The sequence below is a fragment of the Leptolyngbya sp. CCY15150 genome (genome assembly GCF_016888135.1).
Lineage (GTDB): Bacteria > Cyanobacteriota > Cyanobacteriia > RECH01 > RECH01 > RECH01.
Genome location: NZ_JACSWB010000141.1, coordinates 51814 through 72565, shown reverse-complemented (window position 1 = coordinate 72565; position 20752 = coordinate 51814). Strand labels below are relative to the sequence as shown.

Annotated in this window: 16 protein-coding genes and 1 tRNA gene; 7 read left to right on the top strand and 10 right to left on the bottom strand. The window is 54.0% G+C overall.

Going from position 1 to position 20752, the window contains the following annotated elements:
- Positions 1-168 precede the first annotated feature (168 nt).
- Positions 169-813, top strand: coding sequence for a tyrosine-type recombinase/integrase (locus JUJ53_RS04670; protein WP_204150820.1), 645 nt, complete (start codon positions 169-171; stop codon positions 811-813).
- 43 nt (positions 814-856) lie between these two features.
- On the opposite strand, the gene JUJ53_RS04665 is transcribed toward JUJ53_RS04670, so the two are convergent.
- A tRNA-Phe gene (locus tag JUJ53_RS04665) sits at positions 857-929 on the bottom strand.
- Positions 930-1127: 198 nt separating this feature from the next.
- Positions 1128-1577, bottom strand: coding sequence for a PPC domain-containing protein (locus JUJ53_RS04660; protein WP_239124777.1), 450 nt, complete (start codon positions 1575-1577; stop codon positions 1128-1130).
- A 506-nt stretch (positions 1578-2083) separates the two neighbouring features.
- Between JUJ53_RS04660 and JUJ53_RS04655 the strand changes: the two genes are divergently transcribed.
- On the top strand, positions 2084-3895 hold the full coding sequence (locus tag JUJ53_RS04655) for an iron uptake porin (RefSeq protein WP_204150819.1): 1812 nt from the start codon (positions 2084-2086) through the stop codon (positions 3893-3895).
- Positions 3896-4000: 105 nt separating this feature from the next.
- Entirely contained in the window at positions 4001-5488 is a 1488-nt protein-coding gene (gene gatB, locus JUJ53_RS04650; RefSeq protein WP_204150818.1) for an Asp-tRNA(Asn)/Glu-tRNA(Gln) amidotransferase subunit GatB, read from the top strand.
- A gap of 143 nt (positions 5489-5631) precedes the next feature.
- On the opposite strand, the gene JUJ53_RS04645 is transcribed toward gatB, so the two are convergent.
- From JUJ53_RS04645 to JUJ53_RS04635, 3 genes are all read right to left on the bottom strand, one after another.
- Positions 5632-7227 (bottom strand): HlyD family efflux transporter periplasmic adaptor subunit, encoded by a 1596-nt coding sequence (locus JUJ53_RS04645; RefSeq protein WP_239124776.1) that lies wholly within the window; start codon positions 7225-7227, stop codon positions 5632-5634.
- A gap of 85 nt (positions 7228-7312) precedes the next feature.
- Complete coding sequence (locus tag JUJ53_RS04640) at positions 7313-10348, bottom strand: type I secretion system permease/ATPase (RefSeq protein WP_204150817.1); 3036 nt, start codon at positions 10346-10348, stop codon at positions 7313-7315.
- On the bottom strand, positions 10345-11100 hold the full coding sequence (locus tag JUJ53_RS04635) for a peptidylprolyl isomerase (protein WP_204150816.1): 756 nt from the start codon (positions 11098-11100) through the stop codon (positions 10345-10347). Before JUJ53_RS04635 ends, JUJ53_RS04640 begins: the two co-directional genes overlap by 4 nt.
- Before the next feature lie 576 nt (positions 11101-11676).
- On the opposite strand from JUJ53_RS04635, the gene JUJ53_RS04630 reads away from it, so the two are divergent.
- Together JUJ53_RS04630 and JUJ53_RS04625 are read left to right on the top strand one after the other, a co-directional pair.
- Positions 11677-13131, top strand: coding sequence for an ATP-binding protein (locus JUJ53_RS04630; RefSeq protein ID WP_204150815.1), 1455 nt, complete (start codon positions 11677-11679; stop codon positions 13129-13131).
- Positions 13128-13805, top strand: coding sequence for a response regulator transcription factor (locus JUJ53_RS04625; protein ID WP_204150814.1), 678 nt, complete (start codon positions 13128-13130; stop codon positions 13803-13805). The genes JUJ53_RS04630 and JUJ53_RS04625 overlap by 4 nt, the downstream gene beginning before the upstream one ends.
- A gap of 161 nt (positions 13806-13966) precedes the next feature.
- Here the strand turns inward: JUJ53_RS04625 and JUJ53_RS04620 are convergent, their stop codons facing one another.
- The 3 genes from JUJ53_RS04620 to acsF all read right to left on the bottom strand — a co-directional run bounded on the left by JUJ53_RS04620 (position 13967) and on the right by acsF (position 17103).
- A complete protein-coding gene (locus JUJ53_RS04620) occupies positions 13967-15082 on the bottom strand; it encodes a polysaccharide pyruvyl transferase family protein (RefSeq protein WP_204150813.1) in 1116 nt (371 codons plus the stop codon).
- 83 nt (positions 15083-15165) lie between these two features.
- Complete coding sequence (locus JUJ53_RS04615; protein WP_239124775.1) at positions 15166-15894, bottom strand: hypothetical protein; 729 nt, start codon at positions 15892-15894, stop codon at positions 15166-15168.
- A gap of 132 nt (positions 15895-16026) precedes the next feature.
- Positions 16027-17103: a magnesium-protoporphyrin IX monomethyl ester (oxidative) cyclase gene (gene acsF / locus JUJ53_RS04610; RefSeq protein WP_204150812.1), complete on the bottom strand. Its 1077-nt coding sequence runs from the start codon at positions 17101-17103 to the stop codon at positions 16027-16029.
- Positions 17104-17353: 250 nt separating this feature from the next.
- Between acsF and sixA the strand changes: the two genes are divergently transcribed.
- Together sixA and xth are read left to right on the top strand one after the other, a co-directional pair.
- Positions 17354-17842, top strand: a complete 489-nt coding sequence (sixA, locus tag JUJ53_RS04605; RefSeq protein WP_204150811.1) for a phosphohistidine phosphatase SixA — start codon at positions 17354-17356, stop codon at positions 17840-17842.
- 39 nt (positions 17843-17881) lie between these two features.
- Positions 17882-18670, top strand: a complete 789-nt coding sequence (xth, locus tag JUJ53_RS04600) for an exodeoxyribonuclease III (protein WP_204150810.1) — start codon at positions 17882-17884, stop codon at positions 18668-18670.
- Positions 18671-18914: 244 nt separating this feature from the next.
- Here xth and JUJ53_RS04595 read toward each other — a convergent pair whose 3' ends face one another.
- Both JUJ53_RS04595 and JUJ53_RS04590 read right to left on the bottom strand, forming a co-directional pair.
- Positions 18915-19727 (bottom strand): sulfite exporter TauE/SafE family protein, encoded by an 813-nt coding sequence (locus JUJ53_RS04595; protein ID WP_204150809.1) that lies wholly within the window; start codon positions 19725-19727, stop codon positions 18915-18917.
- Positions 19724-20680: an acetamidase/formamidase family protein gene (locus JUJ53_RS04590; protein WP_204150808.1), complete on the bottom strand. Its 957-nt coding sequence runs from the start codon at positions 20678-20680 to the stop codon at positions 19724-19726. The genes JUJ53_RS04595 and JUJ53_RS04590 overlap by 4 nt, the downstream gene beginning before the upstream one ends.
- Positions 20681-20752 lie beyond the last annotated feature (72 nt).

The window sequence follows — 20752 nt, the reverse complement described above, 5'->3', positions numbered from 1 at the left end:
ACCTATCTGAGGGATTACGCCAAGTTTGGGAAACGACTAATCGTGCTCCGCAAAGTGTCACCCCGCCTAGAAACGGCGATCGCCGTCCGGGACTGGCTTATGGAGCACTACTCAGCAGAGACAGCCCGTAGAACCTTAGTCCAGTTGAACGCATGTTGTAGGTGGGCCATGGAAAGTGACCTTATGATCCGCAATCCCTTCGAGGGGCTGCAGAAGCAAATCAGACTACCCAAGCACTCGGAGAAGGCGTGGGCCGCCTTCTCCATCAAAGAGCGGGACGTGATTATCAGAGAGTTTGAACTCACCCATCCGTTCTATGAACCTTGGGTAAAGTTCCTCTTCTGGACAGGGTGCAGGCCTGAAGAGGCCGCCGCGTTGCGATGGGAACACATCTCCATCGACTGCTCAGAAATCCTGTTCGCCGTCGCCCACCCCAGCGACATGGCCGAGGCTCAATCCACCAAGAACCGCAAGATTACGCGGTTCCCCTGCAACCCCCGGTTAATCAACCTGCTGACGGAGCAACGCCAGGGCGCAGCGCGGGACGAGCTGGTGTTCAAAAGCAGAACCGGCACGCGGTTCAACTACACCAATTTTCAAACAAGGTACTGGAGACCCACCGTTGAAGATTTGGTGAAGCGGGGTCTAGTTGCCTTCTATCTATCTCAATATCATGCTAGACACACGTGGATTACCGAAGCGCTGAATCATCTTAGTGTTGCGGATGTCAGCTATCTCGCTAGGGTCTCCACCAAAGTCTTGTATGAGCATTATGCGGGGCGATCGCGCCACATCGTCATCCCTGAATTCTGACTAGTACAGGGGATCTGAAACCAAAATGCAGAGGCTGAAACAATGCCAGGAGGCGGACTTGAACCGCCGACACGAGGATTTTCAGTCCTCTGCTCTACCGACTGAGCTATCCCGGCTTATAAGTTCGGATAGGCGTAAGCTGCACCGAAATTTGCGCTTGTTTTTTAGCGCTTCATTAAGCTAGCAGACTGACTGGATCCTTGGCAAGCAATTTAACAAACTTTTTTTGAAACCTGAGGAACCTGACTGAAGGCGATCGCCCTTCCAAGTCACTGGGCAAGGCTGAATACCCCTGCCCGGTGCTTGCAGGTAGGCTAGTCTACTGGCCGGAGCCTGGTCACTTTCAGTTGAAATGAGCCAGAGCCTTGACCAGCATAGGGCCGCACCCGCAACACATAGGTGCCACCCTGGACAATCCGGGCAAAGAGAAGCGAATTGGTGGTGCCGTCGGGGCCATCATCATTTTCGCCAAAGGTCGATCCATCCGGCGAAATGAGCGTGATGATCGTGTCAAAGTCATCAGAGATCAGGTCAATCACAATGTGATCGCCTGATTCAAACGTAATGGTGTAATCGCGTGCAAACCCTCCAAAGCCAGTGGGAATGTCGCTGTCACTCAAGACATCGGTGAGTTCAGTGCCACTCTCAATGGGCATGGGACTATAGATTGTTTGACGCTGGGCTTGGGCGGGTTTTGCCATACCGGTTAGCCCAAGGGCAATGAGCATGACTGGAACCCACGATTGCAATACGGTTTTAGACATGGTGCTTAATCTTAAAATCTTGCTTCTCAGGACTCCGACGTCCCCAGGGTGATCGACGGGTTCGCCAGGGGGCAGGCGGTTGAATTCCATAGACAGCCCTGACGTACATCGCAGGTGGATGGGGTCGAGAGGTTGTTTGGGATATCTGGTTCCAGGGAGACAGGCTGGAGCCGCCATTGGACTGGCTTTATGCCGACCCAATGTCAATCGTGTTCATTATGCATCATTTTTGAAGGGTGTTCCGTGATGGGGGCGATCGCCCTCCTGCATGAGGGTTGCTGGAGCAGGAAACAAGAGATTTCCATCACTTATGGCAATAACCATGTAAGATTTCCTTGCATTCCTACCAGACTGGGTGCGTTGGCAAAAACTATTCGCTATAACTTAATGGTGATCAACCCTGGGACAGGTGTGAGGAAAACATGGTTCGTAATCTTATCTTGAACATTCTGCTAGCTGTGCCGGCAACAAGCCTCCTTTGGTTCACAGCATGGCCAACCATCGCTATGGCATCAGATGCATCGCAGGGAGGCGATCGCACAGCTTCTTGGTTGTCTGATGACCTTCCTGCATCTGATGACCTCTCTGCGATAGAGAGTACGCCCGATCTGCTGATTTCCCAGCAGGCTCCACCTGCTCCTCAGGAGGTTGTCACACCCAGTGCAACGCCAACCCAGTTAATTCCAACCTCAGATCCAGCGATTAATTCGCACTACAACGGGTTTGTGGTCATTCCCAACGGCACCCCTGCGGAGCTGATTCCAGCAGACAGCCCCGCCAGCAGCGATCGCTCCACGGCATTCCCTGCACCTCAGCCTGCTCCCTTTGCCCCCAGTCCTACGGCTAGTCCGCTTGCTCCTAGTCCCACGGCCAGCGATCGCGCCCCATTGCCAGAATCTCGTCCTACGGCGACCGTTCCAGTTGTCCCTGTGGACACAGGGGAAGGTTCGATGTCCCAGGTGACCTCTGTGACCCAGCTCTCCGACGTAGCTCCCACAGATTGGGCCTACCAAGCGCTGGCGTCCTTGGTAGAACGGTATGGCTGTATCGCAGGCTATCCCGATGGCACCTTCCGGGGCAATCAACCCCTGTCTCGCTATGAATTTGCTGCTGGGCTCAATGCCTGTCTCGATCGCATTAGCAGTCTTATTTCTGGAGGAGGCGTCGGTTCCACCGACCTGCTCACCCTAGAGCGCCTGCAGGAAGAGTACGCTGCAGAATTAGCCACCCTACGCGGACGGGTGGATGCATTGGAAGCACGGACGGCAGAACTAGAAGCCAACCAGTTTTCCACCACCACTAAACTGAATGGCAACGTCATCTTTGCGACGGCTGCTGTGCTGGATGAAGACTCCCAATTCAGTAACCAAGCGACCTTTGGCTACCGGGTGCGCATGAACTTCGATTCTAGCTTCACGGGCAGCGATCGCCTGCGTATTCGGCTCCAAGCTCGTGATTTTCGCGATTTTGAAGGAGATACGATTGGCTTCTCCTTCGGTGGCGCATCTGGCGATAATGATATTGAACTAGACAGCCTGTTTTATGACTTTCCGGTCACCAGTCGAATTGATGCCCGCATTGGAGCCAATGGCTTAGCTGTCGATGATCTAGTCTCTAGTACTATTAGTCCCCTAGATAGCTCCACTGATGGTAGCCTATCTGCCTTTGGCTCTCCGCCGCAATACAATCTGGCAGCGCCAGGCAATGCAGGGGGCGGTGCCATTGTTCAGGTCACCAATAATCTCAGCTTAGATTTGGGCTACACAGCCAGCAATGCTTCCAACCCTGAGCCGTCCAATGGATTATTCAACGGTGACTTTGGCATGATTGCCCAGCTCACCTTTCTCTCCTCACGTTTTGATGGAGCGCTCACCTACGTGCGAGGCTACAGCACCTCTGGCTTTGCCACGGATGATCCCGAAACCGCTAATACCTACGGTGCGCAGATTAACTATCGCCTCAGCGACGCCATTGAGCTTGGGGGTGGAGCTGCCTACATTGACAGCGGTACCAGCACCAGTGACCTCGATATTTGGAGCTATCAACTGACCTTGGCCTTTCCCGATCTATTTGGTAGCGGCAATCTAGGTGGCATCTTGGTGGGGGTGCCGCCTCGCATTGCCGATGCCAGTGTTAATAATCAGCGTATCCCGGCTTTGATCGAAGATGCATCCTTAGTTGTGGAAGGCTTCTATCGTTATCAGCTCAACAACAATGTGTCGATCACGCCCGGTCTCATCTGGGTTGCGGATCCTGGTAACGATAACTCGGTCAGCGATAGCATCATTGGTACCATTCGTACTGTCTTTAGCTTCTAGGCGATCGCCGTCCGAATGCTCCAAGACCTCGATACAATAGGACTACAGGTCGTACAGCTCAACCTTGTCCTGACCTCATTCATCGAACCCACGATACCCACGCCTATGACTACTGCTGCACCCGCGAAGACCCAGTATGAAGCGGTAATTGGTTTAGAAACCCATTGCCAACTCAGCACCGCCACCAAAATTTTCTCCAATAGCTCCACGGCTTTTGGGGCACCGCCCAACACCCACATCGATCCCATCTGCATGGGAATGCCGGGGGTGTTGCCAGTGCTGAACGAGAAAGTGTTGGAATATGCGGTGAAAGCTGGGTTAGCGCTCAATTGCCAAATTGCCCCCTACAGCAAGTTTGACCGCAAGCAGTATTTCTATCCTGACCTACCCAAGAACTACCAAATCTCCCAATATGACCTGCCCATTGCCGAACATGGCTGGCTGGAAATTGAATTGGTAGACAAGAAAGCCGGTACCTCGACGCGCAAGCGCATTGGCATCACCCGTCTGCATATGGAAGAAGATGCGGGCAAGCTGGTTCATGCGGGCAGCGATCGCCTTTCCGGATCCACCCATTCCCTGGTGGACTACAACCGCGCCGGTATTCCGCTGATTGAAATTGTGTCGGAGCCGGATCTGCGATCGGGGCAAGAGGCGGCAGAATATGCCCAAGAGCTACGTCGCATTGTCCGCTACTTGGGGGTCAGCGATGGCAACATGCAGGAAGGATCGCTGCGCTGTGACGTGAACATTTCTGTGCGTCCTGTGGGTCGGGCGGAGTTTGGCACGAAGGTGGAGATCAAAAATATGAACTCCTTCAGCGCCATCCAAAAAGCGATCGACTACGAAATTGAACGGCAAACTGCAGCGATCGAAGCCGGGGAACCGATTTATCAAGAAACGCGCCTCTGGGAAGAGGGCTCTCAGCGCACCATTAGTATGCGCCTGAAGGAAGGCTCTAGCGACTACCGCTATTTCCCGGAGCCGGATCTTGGCCCCATTGAGGTATCGTCGGAGCAGCTCGAAGGCTGGCGCGGTGAACTGCCGGAACTGCCTGCCCAAAAGCGCCATCGCTATGAGACAGACTTAGGTCTATCCGCCTACGATACCGGCGTTCTCACCGACGATCGCTCCATTGCTGAATATTTTGAAGCAGCGATCGCCGCCGGAGCCAACGCCAAACTAGCCGCCAACTGGATTACCCAAGACATTGGCGCGTACCTGAACAATGAGAAGAAAACTATCCGTGAGCTGGCGCTGACGCCGGAAAGCTTGGCTGAGCTGATTGACCTGATCGAAGCGGGCACCATTAGCAACAAAATCGGCAAAGACTTGTTACCCGAGCTGCTCACCCAGGGCGGTTCGGCTAAGGCCTTAGTTGAACAAAAGGGCCTGGTGCAAATCTCCGATGAAGGCGAATTGGCCGCGGTGATTGACCAAGTGCTGGCAGACAATCCCGATGAGCTAGCCAAGTACCGGGCGGGCAAAACCAAACTGCAAGGCTTCTTTGTCGGTCAGGTGATGAAGAAAACCAACGGTCGCGCTGATCCAAAGCTCACCAATAAGCTCCTGAAGCCGAAATTGGACGCCTAGGTTCCATCTTCTCCCGTCGGGAGTGCAGGAGGATCTCAAGATGTCGCTTAAGATCCTCCCAGTCTTTCTAACATTAAGGGACAACAGCCATTGACCTCACGTGCCACGGTCACATGTCGCATGAGTTCGACGGATCCTTTCCCCTACCGTGAAGTGGTTACGCTTTCTACCTTGCGGACAAACAGATCCGTGAAAATACTTAACACGGTGCGACTGCGGGTGCGGATGTTAGCGCTCACCGACATCCCTGACTGCAGAGGTACGCCATTACCTCGGATGATGAGCTCCTGTTGATCAAGCCGCACGGTGGCGGGGAAGGAGTAAAACTGACGAATTTGATCCGGCGGCAGGGCATCGGAGCCAATCCACACCACCTCGCCCTTGATGTCGCCAAACTCGCTAAACGGGAAGGAATCCACCCGCACGTCTACATCCATGCCGGTAGATACAAAGCCGATATCCCGGTTGGTGATAAAGACCCGCGCCAGCAGTTCATCGCTAGGCACCAGCTTCAGCACCGGCTCGACCGTATTGCCCACCACACCTTGTGGTTGAGCCTGGAGGTCGAACACAATGCCATCAATGGGAGCGCGAATTTCTTGATATTGCAGGTTCAGCTCTGTTTGGCTGAGCTGGCTTTCGATCTCCGAAATGCGCTTTTCATTTTCTACGATCGCTTTATTAAGCTGACTGTTGATCTCCGAAATGCGTTTATCGTTCTCGGCGATCCGGTTCAGAATATCGGTGTTGGAAATGGCGACAGCATTCTGAAACTGCTCCTGGCCTTGGGCGATCGCAAACTGGAGCCGCTCCTGCTCAATTTCTAAACGATCGACTTCCGCTTGGCTATTATCGACATCTTGAACTTGGCGGGTATATTGCAGCCGTGCGATTCCCCCTTCTTCAAACAATGGGGTAATGTCATTCAAAATAGTCTCATTGGTTCTGAGGTTAGAACGGGCGGCCTGCAGTTGAATATTAGACTCCTGAAGCTGGCGCTCTAGTTGAGCCACCTCCAGTTGAGAGGCCGAGATACGGCTGCTGGCTTCGGCTTGTAGGGCCTGTAGGCGGAAGGCTTGGGCTGGGGAGAAAGTCGCTCCATCCGTTGAGCCTGTGAGCAACGATCCATAGAGCTGGTTTTCGGCGATCAGCGTTGAGCGGCTCTCCGTTAGGGATAGAACCTCAGGAGAAAGGTCGAGATCCAACACATCCTCGGAATCCAGGGGTAGATTACCCAACTGGGCCCGGTAGAAGCGATTTTCCTGCTCTAGGGATGTTTTCACCTCTTGCAACGATTCCAACTGGGCATTAGATGCGCGGGTATCAAGACGCATGAGCACATCGCCCTGCTGAACGCGATCGCCATCTTCCACCAAGATTTCTTGAACGACGCCATTCACCGGAGCCTGTACGTCTTGTACAGCCCCTTGGGGCTCTAGTTTTCCGGTGGCGGGGACGGCTTCTTCAACCCGAGCAAAGGCTGCCCAGAGCACCGTAAAGGTGGTGACGCCGACGATGCCCCAGATGATCGCATGGGACCAGCGGGCGGTTTGCTGCAGAATCACCGGCTGATCGAAGTCATCTTCTGTGCGGATAGCACGACTGCCGCCGTTGTTGCCATGGTTGTCATTGCCTGCGTCATGGTCGGGCGGCGGTTGACTGCCGTTAGGGGATGGATTGCCGTTGCTAGCCATAAGGGCCGCGAGGCGCTGATTGTGTCCGTTTGCAGATTGAGTCATGGGTCAGTCCTATAAGAGCACTAGGATCGCGGTGAAACGGGCAAGGGAGAAGCAATGTTGACGGTTGAATTGACGGCTGGGAAGGCTAGAGCTGCGCTTCCTGTTGTTGATAGAGGCAGTAGTAGCGACCGCGCAGGGCCATGAGTTCTTCATGGGTGCCAATTTCCACAATGGAACCCTTATCCATCATCAAAATGATGTCAGCATTGCGGATGGTGCTGAGCCGGTGGGTAATGAAAAACACGGTGCGATCGCGGAAGACTTGGGCGAGATTGAGGCAGACCTGACGCTCCGAGTCATAGTCAAGGGCGCTGGTGGCTTCATCCAAAATCAAAAGGCGAGGGCGTTGGAGGATGGTACGGGCGATCGCCACCCGTTGCCGTTGCCCACCCGACAGGGCCGAGCCTCGTTCTCCCACCCGCGTGTTATAGCCATTGGGCAATCCCATGATGAACTCATGGGCAGCAGCGGCCTTGGCAGCGTCAATAATTTCTTCGGCTGTCGCTTCAGGATTGGTCAGGGCAATATTTTCCTGCACCGTACCGTCAAACAGCAGGGTTTCTTGGGGCACAATCCCCACCTGTCGCCGTAGGGAATACAGCTCGACTTTGCCAATGTCGTAGCCGTCGATCATGATCCGCCCAGACTCTAGTTCATAAAGCCGTGGCAGCAGTTTCATCATGGTGCTCTTCCCAGAGCCGCTCAGACCCACAATGCCCACAAAGGAGCCGGGCTGAAATTCCACGCTGACATTTTTCAGTTGAGGCGGGCCTTCTTTCGTAAATCGGAAGGTGACTTCATCGTAGGTGACCCGCCCCTCAATTTGCGGCATGGGAATGTTGAGGCGATCCAGTTCATCGGCTTCGGGATTGGTGTCTAAAATATCGCTGAGCCGCTCAATGGACAGGCCAATTTCTTGGAAACTTTGCCAAAGCTGAGCCAAGCGCAGAAGTGGCCCCGTCACATATCCGGAAATAATCCGGAAGGCGATCAACTGCCCTAGGGTGAGCTGGCCCTGCAGCACCAGGTATGCACCAACCCAGAGCACCAACAGTCCAGAGAGCTGGTTGAGGAAATGGCTGGCCGAGCCTGCGGTGGTTGAGGTGAGCACGGTCTTAAACCCAGCACTCACGTAGCGGGCATAGCGCTGCTGCCATTGCCAGCGGGCCCGCAGCTCCATATTCTGAGCCTTCACGGTTTGAATCCCCGACATCACCTCCACCAGGTAGGACTGGGTTTCGGCGTTGCGTTCAGCCTTGACCCGAAGCTGCCGACGAATCAGCGGTGAGGCGATGACGGCTAGGCCTACAAACAGCGGAATAATCGCCAAGGCCACCAGGGTGAGCAACCAGCTATAGATGAACATCACCACGATGTAGATGACCGAAAAGAGGGCATCTAAGACCACGGTGAGCGCCGTTCCCGTGAGAAACTGGCGAATATTTTCTAGCTCGTTGATGCGGGTGGAGAGCTCTCCCACAGGGCGGCGATCGAAATAGCGCAGCGGTAGACGCAGCAAGTGATCAATAATTTCGGAGCCCAGGGAGAGGTCAATGCGGTTCGTCGTGTCAACAAACAGGTAGGTACGTAAACTGCTGAGCAGAGCCTCAAACACCGCCAGTACGACCAGAAAGATCCCCAAGACTTGCAGGGTATCGGAGCTGTTTTGCACAATTACCTTATCGATGATCACCTGGATCATTAACGGATTGGCAAGGGCAAAAAGCTGGACGAAGAAGGAGGCAATGAACACCTCCGTTAAGACCCGGCGGTAGCGATAGATGGAGGGCAAAAACCACTGCAACCCAAACCGCTGTTGAGGCGTTTGCTGGGTTTTCTTCAGTAGCAGCACCTCGCCTCGGTCGGCGGGCTGTCCACCGTCGGCAACCGTGCCCCAACTGCGAGCCAAGTCGCTGGGTTTTCGCCGCAGCAGCCCCTTTGCCGGATTGGCAATGACCAGTTCCTTCTCGTTGGCTTCATAGATGAGGCAAAGCGCCCCTTCCCACTCAATTAGGGCCGGCGCTTCAATGCGACCAATGGAGGTAAGAGGCACAGACACCAGTTGGGCATTGAGCCCCATAAACTCGGCTACGGAGCCCGCTAGGTCAAGGCTGAGTCCACCCGTGCGCTGGATCTGATCGTTGAGAACACGATGAACAATATCTCGCCGAAAGGGAATCTGCAAATGGCGGCTGAGCATCTGGAAGCAGGCCATGGCTCCATCTAGGGAACCCTTGCCGCGAATGAAGGGGTAGGACTGGCGACCGGTTTGTTCATCAGTTTCTCGGCTGGACAGATTCTGGGCTGCTACCGGATGGGCGGGTGCATAGGGTAGGTCGATGGTGGTACCCGATACATCATCAAAGGCTGTTTGGGTGGCTGCCGGAGGCGGGCTTGCAGGATTGGGCTGAATCGTGGCTTGGGTCAGCAGGTCGGATGGAAAGCCTACGAGCCGAGCATCGAAGGAGCCGGTAACGTTAATTGAGGCGTTGGCGGTGGGGTTGATGCGGCTGCCGACGGGATAGGTGGAAATGGCACCGCCGCCGCTGACAAACCAGATGCGATCGCGCTCTAGCTGACTAGCTGGGGTGATGCCTGGCGGCAGGTTATAGACAACAGCCTCGGGCTCGGCCTTAAAGGTGAGTTCTTTCAGGTCAGCATTGCCAATGGCTTGACGATGAATTTCGGCCCCGATTAAATCAAAGGCTTCTAGGATCGAGCAGCGGGAGCGGAACCCCTCTGCAAAGGCTGGTTCTCCCGCTAGCAGTCCCAGAAATTCATTGGCAGGCAAGGTCAGGCAAATGGTTTCCACGGAAGCGATCGCTGTTTCACAGGGTAAACCGCGCACCAAGCTCACCCAGCCTAAGACCTGACCAGCCGGCACCATTTCTAGGGTAACCGGGCGATCGGTGCGGGGATCATAGGCCAGTAGCCGCGCCTGCCCTTGATAGATTATCGACAACTGGGCCGGCATGGTATCGCGCACCACAATCGGCTGCCCCATGCGATAGCGCAGAAGCTGAGCCATATTAGCAATGCGACTCAACACGGTATCAGGCAGGCGATCGAAGGGCGGAATAGCCGCTAAGAATTCCTTAATGGATGATTTGGTATAGGTCATGGGGCTACTGAGACCGTTGGAGGATGCTGAATGGCGTGTAAATCGACTTGGGCAAGCTGTTCATTGAGCCAGGTTTGGAAGCATTCATGCAGCAGGCGCGATCGCATAGCGTCATCGAGCTGGGCTGGCATAAACCGCTCTAGGCGCACTAGCACGACCCATTCTCCTACTTGCGTTGGAGGGGCCAGGTCTCCCGGCTGGCTGCTGGCTAGAATTTGGGCTAGGACAGGGTGGGGAACGCTCAGCTCTACAGGGCCGATCAGCCCATCGGTTTGAGCCTCCACCCCCTGGGAATAGTCCCGAGCTAGCTCAGACAGCGGTTGCTCTCCTTCAGAAATTCGAAAATAAAGCTCGCGGGCAATTCCCGGATCTTTTACCCGAATCAGAGAGTATATCACCTTATCCAGACTGCTTTTGCGCTGTAGAAAGTAGGACTCTAGCTTGCCGCCCCAGGTTTCTTGCTTAAACTTTTCAATCCGGAGTTCTCGGGTGGCTAGGGCCTCAAGCTGCTCTGGCGTCATGCCATATTGATTGAGCCAAGCTTGCCGAGCAGCCTCCTCTTCAAGTTGGTTCTGCGTATAAAATTGTTGACAGGCTGCAGCCTTTTCATCTTCTGTACAGACAATTTGAGCGATCGCATCATCTACTAAGATCGCTTGGACGAGGTTAGGGAGCATTTGATACCCTGCCAAACACGATAGCAGTTGCTCCGGATGAATCGATCGATTGGCGATCTTAAACTCTACCGTCATTGATGTGTATCGCTCCACGTGATGCCGTTAAGAACTCCATGATTTAGTTCCCATGGTTAAGATCTCATCTGAGCTTTAAGATACCCAAAACTGAGACCCGTTTCTCGCCCTTTGCAAAAATGTACCTCAATCTTGAGGGATAACTGGCCCCTATGGAACAAACCTTCAGGTAATCTTTATTAGGCTTTTGAACAGTCAACATTGCTAGAAACGGTATTGCTCAGGAAAAATTCATCTGGCCATTAGACTTCCCCTCTAGAGTGAAGAATAAGCGCGATCGCCCCTAGGAGCATTCTGCTCGATTAAAGAGCTGACCTGGAATCCGCGGATGATCTTTGCACAGGTGATCTTTGCACAGCTCATAGCACATTGTTTCCAGGCCATCGCGGATTACCCTGTTGGGTGGTGTACTAGCACCACAACCCTTGAGATAGTTCGTCACCATAGCTTCCTGGAAGGTTCATGGTAGCTGTGGTCAGGGTCAGGGCAATCTCGTGGGGCAGGATGATGGCGATCGCTCCTTAGTGCTGTTGTACTTCACTGGCCCCTTTGTCCGATATGTTAGCGTTGATGATCATGAAGTCCGTTCGCCAGCTTGTGACAACCACTCTGCAACCGATTTGGTCAGCCTTGAACCCCAAATCGCTTCAGTTCCGCTTGACCATTGGCGTTACCTTGGTCTCGCTTTGTGGTGTCGGCAGCATTGCCATCTGGACGGCTTGGAAAACCCAGCGCTTGCTCATAGATAGCCACAAGCAATTGACGATTGAGGTCATCTCTCGCCTCCCTCAAGACGTGGAGCTGTATGCCGAGATGATGCCTTTGGAGTTGGCTATCCAACGGTCGATTGATAATCGCAGCTTGCCAGGATTGATGATTGTCCTGGATCGTCCATCGGGCATGATGACCCCCACCACTGCCGATGACCTTTTCCTCCAGCGAGCCCAGGCTTTGGTGCAGCGAGGCGACCAACTCACCCGCCTTGACTCCGCTATTCAACGGGTGGGCGATCGCGCCCTCGTCCTTTGTCGCGGCCCGCTCAGGGTGGACGGCAATAGCTTAGGCACTCTTTACGTTGCCCAAGATATCACCGAAGAACAAGCGATGTTCATTGCCATTATTCGCAGCCTTTCGTTGGTGAGTTTACTGGTGATGATTGTGATGGCGGTAGCGCTGGCGGTTTACGTGCGGCGATCGCTCCTGCCGCTGAAGCAAGTAGGACAGCTCACCCGCAATGTTTGCCCCGACACCATCGGCACCCTCAAGCTGCATCTCCATGCGGCCCCGACGGAGGTGAACGAACTGGCGGAAACCTGTGATGATATGCTCCAACGGCTGGCGACCACTTGGGATCAACAGCGCCAGTTTGTCAACGATGTTTCCCATGAACTCCGCACGCCCCTCACCATTGTTTCCGGCTATCTACAGAGCACCCTGCGCCGCAGCGCTACCCTGACTGAGCCCCAGCGAGAAGCCTTAGAAATTGCTGCTTCTGAAGCTAATCGCACGATTCATTTACTCGAAGAACTGCTGGAGCTAGCCCGCGCTGATTCTGGCAATTTTCACTATCATCTAGAAACCATCTCCGTGAATGAACTGCTTGCTGAACTTTGTAGCATGGTGCAAGGGGCAGGCGATCGCACCTTGAAAATTGAGGCTCCGTTGGATATCTGGGTCGAGGGCGATCGTCAACGGCTGAAGCAGGTGTTGATGAACCTGATTGACAATGCCCTGAATTATTCTGCCTCCCATCAGCCGGTGATCATCCGTGTAGAGCAGCACCAGGGGCAGGTGGCGATCGCCGTTCAAGACTTCGGTTGTGGCATTCCCCTTCAGCATCAGTCTCGAATTTTCGATCGCTTCTATCGTGTCGATGAAGCCCGTGCCCGCTCCACTGGGGGCTGTGGCCTAGGGCTATCGTTGGTGAAAACCCTCGTGGATGGCATGGGCGGCCGGGTCAGCCTTGCCTCCAAGCCCCACGAAGGCAGCACCTTTACTGTTACCCTACCCTTGGCATCCTCAACACTATGAACCCCCATATCCTTGTTGTCGAAGACGAAACGAAATTAGCCCGCTTTATTGAACTGGAGCTGGGCTATGAAGGCTATGACATCACCGTCGCTAACGATGGTCTGGCAGGGCTAACGGCGGCCCGCGATATCAATCCAGATCTGATTATTTTAGATTGGCTGATGCCGGGACTCACTGGACTAGAGCTATGTCGGCGGCTGCGGGCCACGGGCTCAAAAACTCCGGTCATTTTGTTGACCGCCAAGGATGACATTAGCGATCGCGTCGCAGGACTCGATGCGGGAGCCGATGATTATGTAACCAAACCCTTTAGCATCGAAGAACTGTTAGCCCGAGTGCGGGCCCATCTCCGTCGCAGCCAAGATGATGATGATGCCGACGTGCTGCACTTTGATGATTTATCTCTTAATCGAAAAACCCGTGAGGTCTTTCGCGGCAAGCGGCTGATTGAACTCACGGCTAAGGAATTTGATCTGTTGGAATATCTGATCAGTAATCCTCGCCAGGTGATTACCCGCGATCGCATTCTTGAAAAAGTCTGGGGCTACGACTTTATGGGCGATTCTAATATTATTGAGGTCTATATTCGCTACCTACGCCTGAAGCTGGAAGCGGAGCAGGAGAAGCGGCTGATTCAAACCGTGCGCGGGGTGGGTTACGTGCTGCGGGAGTAAAAGGAGAGCGATCGCCCTTGGGTGTAATGTAGATAGTTATTTGATAGCTAAGATATTCATCAAGTCTATGGAATCTATGGAAGGAGCTGCCTAATCGACCAATCACTAATCTGTGGATCACTAATCTGTAGATCAAAAGGGCGGCTTCCTGACCTAAATCATCATCTCATACGGGCTTTGATCGCATGGAAGAAATCTTCCAACTCCCGTGAACCATGATCTAGAAGGTTGTCAGAGGCGAATTTGAGATCGGGTGACAACCGTAAAACTCGATTGAGTAAGGACTGTAACGCTTGATCAATATCCAACTCCTTGAGTTGGTGAATATAGAGCAGTAAATCTGGCGGATGATCCCACAAAGCTTCGACTAAAGCATCACATTTAATATCGTAGCTCAGAAAGGCAAAGGGAACCCGGTTTGCTAGGCAAAAAATACCAGCGTGCCCCTTGGTCACCAGAGCAATGCGGCAGGAGGCAAAGGCTTGGCTCGTTTCCTCAAACGTGGTGGGATTGACAATGTCAAAGTCGTGCTGGAAATGGTCGCGCAACCGTTCCGCATCGACCCGCTCGGTTTCAGAATGGCAGATCCATTTCAGGGGCTTAGTTTGATTTTGAGCATCACTGCGAAACCGGAGGGTGGTAATTAGGGTGCGGGCAATGTACATCAATTCATCATGGTAATGCTGACAGGCCGCATGGCGAAACGGTAGGTTCAGACCAATTTCATGGGTTAGCTCTACTTGGTGCTGCAAACGTCCTGCCAAAAATACGGTGGGGCATCCGGTGAGAAATACCTTATGGGCATCCCGCTGCAGCAAGCGTCTGGCTACAAACCACGATCGCACATCCCGTACTGAGACCGCCGTGGCCGCCTTCAGGGCAGCCGTGAGATGATTGGGTTCATAGGGCGACAGTAAGGAAAACCGAGTAGGATAGTTGTTGTGTTCATGGAGATTAACAACTCCAAACCCGAATAAGACCAGCGGAATGGTTAGCTTACCCCAGCTTTCTATCTGGGAAAAAATTCGTGGTAGCAGATGCAGCGGATGCAGATAGCCGCCTGCTCCAATAATCACCAGATCATAGGTTTGATTGATGCGATCGAGTTGACTATCTAGAGTAGTTTTTTGATCGACTAACGCCCTGATGTCAACCAGATCTACCGTTAGATGCAGTTGATGCTCCGCAAATAACGGAATCATCGCATCCATGCCCAAGCGATCGCCTAAGTTATCGTAGCTGGGTAAGCAAATATGTAGCGCTGAATAGTTGGGCATAGCGACAATCTAGGTAATCAAAAGATCAGGTAAAAAATTAGACAACGCAATTAGGCTCAAGACTTCAACCCACTGATATAGTCCTAAAACATCCATTCCAGACCGATGCCCACACGCCGATCGCTCTGTCTAGCCCGCTGCCACTGTAGATCGGTCGAGATGCGAAGATCAGACGTAACGGCATAGCCTGCCGATAGGGTGGTGAGGCTCACCTCTTGGCTGCCACCCGGATTCACCCAGGTTTGGCTGAGGGCAAGATCGGCGGCACCGGTGCGCGATAGAGCCAGTAAGACGCGCAGACCGACGTGGGGGCCATGGCGGCGATCGCCCTCCCGTTCCACCGATCGATAACCCACCACCGGCGCAACATTCACATAGCTACCCAGAGGACGCAGGTAATAGCGTAGGTCTAGCCCATAGGCTTGGCGATCGCCCTCAAAACTGCCTTGGTAGTCGGCGCTGAGGGTGAGCCCCCGAGGCTGAATCAAAACATCTTCGACGCCTAGATAGAAGCCGCTGGCGTCGGGATCTGAAAGCCATTGTGCATAGCCAACCCGCAGGCGCGGCCGAAAGCTGGGATCATGGCGAATATCCTCGGCTAGGTCGGGCACCTCATCTAGCCAGCGCTGCAGGACAGGACTTTCCTCTAGGATGATCGGATCTAAATCCAGATCTTCGGCACTATCAAGAGATCCCTGGGCGATCGCCCTCCCAGATAGTAGACCGCTAAGCCCGACAAAACCCAGCAGCCATGCTGTCCATAACCAAGGTTGCCATTTGCGCATCGCGCCATTGAGCATAGAGATCTCCATTGTGGTCGGCTCATACCAAGTCTTACGATCCGGGAAACCCGCGAGCGATCGCCCTCCAGACCATAAAAAAGCGGCTCTGAATTAACCAGAACCGCTATTACGTTAGAGGCACTAGGGCACTACATCAAGCTATTAACGCACCGCTGGCTGCACTTCATCAATGCGCAGAGGCTTCATGAAGTAGAGGCGCACTAGCTGCCATGTGGTAGAGGCATAGAAGGGCAGCTTTTGGAAAAACTGCAAAACCTTAGGTGTCTTCGATGCTACGATCGCCGACAGTTTTTCGTTATTGCGAGTACATTGATCCAAGGCTGCAAAGAACTCAGGATGATCCACATTGAGGATCACCGGGAACACCCGCCCTGCGGTCTCGTTGGTCTTACGAATCACGTGGATGTCATACTCCCTTGCATCCAAGCCGAGGGACGCATAGAAGCCCGACCGCTGAATGTCGTTGAGGAACATCGTCGCGAACACAGACAAGAGGAAGAAACGGCACCACAACCGCGCTTTCCAGTCGTTGAGGATGCTGGGCTGAGCGCGCATCACGGCATCAAAGAAGTCACCATGACGGTTTTCATCCTGACACCAGTTCTCAAAGAACCGGAAAATGGGGTAGATGCGATCTTCGGGATGCGACTCTAGATGGCGATAAATGGTGATGTAGCGCCAGTAGCCGATCTTCTCAGAGAGATAGGTCGCATAGAAGATGAACTTGGGCTTGAAGAAGGTATATTTGCGATGCTGGGTAAGGAAACCTAGGTCGAGGGACAGGTTAAAGTCTGACATGGCTTTGTTGAGGAAGCCAGCATGACGAGCCTCGTCCCGAGACATGAGCTCAAACCCTTCTGCCAAGACAGGATTCTTGCCCTTGAGCTTGCGGGATAGTTCTTTGTAGAGCAAGAACCCAGAAAACTCAGCCGTGCAGGAGCGCTCTAGAAACTCCACAAACATTTGACGAGTTTCGCCGTCAATGTGCTCCCAAGACTGCTCAAATTCGTCGTCGCGCACAAAGTGGTGACGGTTATAGTCGGCGCGGAACTCGGCAATGATGGCTTGCAGCTCGTCTTCATTGACGGAGATGTCCATCGCTGCCATCTCATCAAAATCTGTCGTGTAAAAACGGGGTGTCAGGATGGTTTCTTTGGCTGGAGCCTTGACCCCCGGGCGAATTTCTTGAAATTCTGGCTTTTTCAGAGAATCTACCATGAACCCTCAAATACAGTTGCTTATGAACAAATTTGCCAAGACGCGGGCTGCGATCGCATCAATTCTGAGACAATATTGACGCAGAATGAACGATCCCTCTGGAATGCATCGGATTTGCACTCAGCCAAAACAAGCGTGAACGCCTCAGATTATATGCATTACAGTCTACCAAGCCTGGCCCCTGAGGGCATACCCCTTTCCGTTAAGAGTTGTTGCAAAATGTCGGTTTTCCAACCCACAGGTTAAGTCCATGCCCCATATCCTTTATTTCATTCGTCATGGGATCGCCGCCGATCGCTCCCTCTATGCCCAGGATAGCGATCGCCCCCTAAGCGAGGCAGGCAACCAAAAAACGGAAAACATTGCCCAGCGCCTAGTTTCCCTAGGGGTCACCGTGGATCGCATTCTCACCAGTCCCTTGCTGCGGGCAAGGCAAACGGCGGAAATTCTCAAAGCGGCCGGCATGAGCGATCGCCTCGAAGTCTTGCCCTTTCTCTCCCCCGGCGGCCGCATTCAAGATGCCTTAGTTTGGCTAGAGCATTGTCCGGCCCAATCCTTGGCGCTGGTGGGCCATGAGCCAGATTTGGGTGAATGGGTTGAGAGCCTGGTCTGGGGTGAGCCCAAGCAGAGTTTGGTGGTCAAAAAAGCTAGCATCATGGGCATCCAGCTCCCCGACGGCGGCGACCCCATTGGGCAAAGTCAACTTTTTTGGCTCGCGCCCCCTCGCTTCCTGCTCTAATGGAAGGCGCACGGGTTTATTGTCAACGCTGAAACTCTGATGAAAATTGCCACTTGGAACGTTAACTCCATTCGCTCTCGCCTCGACCACGTCACCCAATGGCTGCAGGCTAATTCTGTCGATGTGCTGTGTCTCCAGGAAACCAAGGTGGTGGATGCCGATTTTCCGCGATCGCCCTTAGAAGATCTGGGCTATCACCTCTATATTTCAGGACAAAAGTCCTATAACGGCGTAGCCATGCTTAGCCGATCGCCCTTAGAGGATGTGCAGATTGGCTTTGCGGCAGTGCTGGGAGACGGCGTGGCGGCGATGGATGAGCAAAAACGGGTGATCAGCGGCGTGGCTGAGGGCATCCGCATTGTGAATCTCTATGTGCCCAACGGATCAGCGATCGGTAGCGATAAGTATGACTATAAGCTGCGCTGGTTAGCCGTTTTGCAGGATTACCTCAGGGCCTATTTAGCAGGCCAGAATCCTGATGCCCTCAGCGTTTGCGGCGATTTCAATATCGCCCTAGAGGACAAAGACATTCATGACCCCAGCAAGCGCGAGACCCACATTATGTCCTCGGACGTGGAGCGAGCCGCCCTGCAATCTGTGCTAGACCTAGGGCTCAGCGATGCCTTCCGCCACCTCACCGACGAAGGTGGTCACTTTAGCTGGTGGGACTACCGCACCGCCGCCTTCCGCCGCAATCGCGGGTGGCGCATCGATCACCATTACCTATCCCCCAGCTTGCTGAAGCGGGTCAAAAGCTGCGTGATCGACGTGGAGCCCCGCAAGCTGGAAAAACCTAGCGACCATGCACCGGTGATTGTGGAACTCTAGTATCGCAAGACAGAAGAACGAAGACAGAAAAACGAAAAGGAATCCAGGACACACAAGGGTTTCCGTCTTCGTCAGTAGGCGGGTTACTTCCGCCCCAGAGTACTAGTCTGGCATTCTGCCTGCGCCCTAGCGGTAGCCACGTTCAGACCCAGGATCCTGTTGAGGGGAAGATCGATTGGTTTAGGCTTGTCCCATTTTCCATGATTCGATCCGATCGGGATGAATAGGGAAGGGCGATCGCCCCCTAGGTTTGGGGATTGGCGGCTTGCCAGAAAATATAGAGGGCTAGCACAAACAGCATGGAACGAAACAGCAGACTCACCACCTGCTCGGGAAGTTTAGGCAAGATACGGGTGCTGACTTGAACGCCCAACAGGCCACCCAGTCCCAAAATCAACCCCGGCAGCCATAGAACATTGCCCTGAATGGCGTGACCGGCGGTGGACGATAGGGCTGTCATCACAATCACGCCCAAACTGGTTTGAATGGCCAGTTTAATCGGCTCCTTAAGCAACAGGATTTGCAGCGGCACCATGATCACGCCGCCGCCGATGCCAAAAATGCCGGCCATGAATCCGGCCAGACCGCCAGTGATCACGCGGGAGGTGACCGGCGACCAGGTGGATTTCTCTACTTCAGGCAGGGAGCGATCGCCCTCCTCTAGTCCTTCTAGGCGCTTCGCTCGCAAAACAATTTGTTTGCGAACCTCCACCAAAAAGACATTGACCATGAGGAAGATGCCGAAGGCAATCAGCAAAATTTTCCCTGGCAGCGCCCCTGCCACCAGCACCCCTAATTGCGCGGTGATCAGGGCTGGGATCCCCAAAAACATCACCCGCGATAGATCCAGATACCCCATGCGCCAGTTTTGCCAACTGCCAGATAGAGAGGTGATCACGATCGCCCAACTGCTGGTGGCCACCGCCTGCACCGGGATGTAGCCCAACGCGACGAGAATGGGAACCAAAATAGTGCCGCCGCCGATGCCTAGGAACCCGGCCAAAATACCCGACAGCAGCCCACCGGCCGCTAGTCCAAAAAGATCCATTGAGGTCATAGCTGTTCCTGGGGCAAGATAGATTTGGGCAAGAGACCGTGAACGCCTTTGTGGGGCTGGTTCACAACTTGGGTGATATGGAAATGGGCGGCGAGACTGCATAGAACGTAGGCATCTTCTGCCGCCAGACCCCAGCGCTGTTCTAAAAGAGCAATCATCCGCTGCAGGGCTTGCTCAAACGCGGCATCGAGGGTTTCGGCGAAGCCCATGGTAATCCAATGGGTGGGGGTTTCACCAAGGGGTGCATCCAGGGACATGCGTTTATGGAGGATCACCGTGATGGTGCCGTTCATGGAGGTTTCGATCGCCGTCACGTTCACTTCTCCATCACCCTGGGCCGAGTGACCATCGCCAATGGATAGACGAGCTTCGGGCAAAAAGACCGGCAGAAAGAGACTGGAGCCAGCCTGTAGGTGACGGTTGTCGATATTACCGCCGTAGATGCCCGGCGGGACAGAGTTGCGGGTCACTTCATCTGTGGCGACGCCCAAGATACCGAAGAAGGGGGTGAGGGGAATCTGGATGTTCGGCAAAAAGTCCGCTACGTTGTTCTCTAAATCCAGGGGAATGAAGCGCAGAGCTGGTTGGTCAAACCGCTTGGGCAAGGCTCCCCAGCCGGGCCGGATGACGTTAAACCCCATGGGAACTCGGGGGGCGATCGCCTCCAGCCGCACCTCTAGCACATCTCCCGGCTCCGCTCCCCGCACATGGATTGGCCCCGTTAGCAAATGGGGCCCGGGGCCCACCTTACGAGACTCGGGCAGGCGATGGTAAATGTCTAGGAGTTCGGGGGTGAGAAAGGCGGGGGGCGCTTGGGGACAAACCGCAAATCCCGTGAGCGTTTCAACATGAATGCGATCGCCCGACTCAACGGTCAGGGCAGCGGGCAACTGCGACGAAAATCCACCGAGGTGAACCGTGTCACAAGTTGCCTTCAAAACGTGGTCGGCCATGCCTTCACTCCTCCAGTCATCCAAACCTAGTCACGTCAACCCAGTCACTCAAAAAGCAGGTCTCGGGAACGC

Coding starts and splice junctions, on each gene's coding strand:
- JUJ53_RS04670 (WP_204150820.1), top strand. CDS start 169: ATGGAAAGTGACCTTATGATCCGCAATCCCTTCGAGGGGCTGCAGAAG.
- JUJ53_RS04660 (WP_239124777.1), bottom strand. CDS start 1,577: ATGTCTAAAACCGTATTGCAATCGTGGGTTCCAGTCATGCTCATTGCC.
- JUJ53_RS04655 (WP_204150819.1), top strand. CDS start 2,084: ATGGCATCAGATGCATCGCAGGGAGGCGATCGCACAGCTTCTTGGTTG.
- gatB (WP_204150818.1), top strand. CDS start 4,001: ATGACTACTGCTGCACCCGCGAAGACCCAGTATGAAGCGGTAATTGGT.
- JUJ53_RS04645 (WP_239124776.1), bottom strand. CDS start 7,227: ATGACTCAATCTGCAAACGGACACAATCAGCGCCTCGCGGCCCTTATG.
- JUJ53_RS04640 (WP_204150817.1), bottom strand. CDS start 10,348: ATGACCTATACCAAATCATCCATTAAGGAATTCTTAGCGGCTATTCCG.
- JUJ53_RS04635 (WP_204150816.1), bottom strand. CDS start 11,100: ATGACGGTAGAGTTTAAGATCGCCAATCGATCGATTCATCCGGAGCAA.
- JUJ53_RS04630 (WP_204150815.1), top strand. CDS start 11,677: ATGAAGTCCGTTCGCCAGCTTGTGACAACCACTCTGCAACCGATTTGG.
- JUJ53_RS04625 (WP_204150814.1), top strand. CDS start 13,128: ATGAACCCCCATATCCTTGTTGTCGAAGACGAAACGAAATTAGCCCGC.
- JUJ53_RS04620 (WP_204150813.1), bottom strand. CDS start 15,082: ATGCCCAACTATTCAGCGCTACATATTTGCTTACCCAGCTACGATAAC.
- JUJ53_RS04615 (WP_239124775.1), bottom strand. CDS start 15,894: ATGGAGATCTCTATGCTCAATGGCGCGATGCGCAAATGGCAACCTTGG.
- acsF (WP_204150812.1), bottom strand. CDS start 17,103: ATGGTAGATTCTCTGAAAAAGCCAGAATTTCAAGAAATTCGCCCGGGG.
- sixA (WP_204150811.1), top strand. CDS start 17,354: ATGCCCCATATCCTTTATTTCATTCGTCATGGGATCGCCGCCGATCGC.
- xth (WP_204150810.1), top strand. CDS start 17,882: ATGAAAATTGCCACTTGGAACGTTAACTCCATTCGCTCTCGCCTCGAC.
- JUJ53_RS04595 (WP_204150809.1), bottom strand. CDS start 19,727: ATGACCTCAATGGATCTTTTTGGACTAGCGGCCGGTGGGCTGCTGTCG.
- JUJ53_RS04590 (WP_204150808.1), bottom strand. CDS start 20,680: ATGGCCGACCACGTTTTGAAGGCAACTTGTGACACGGTTCACCTCGGT.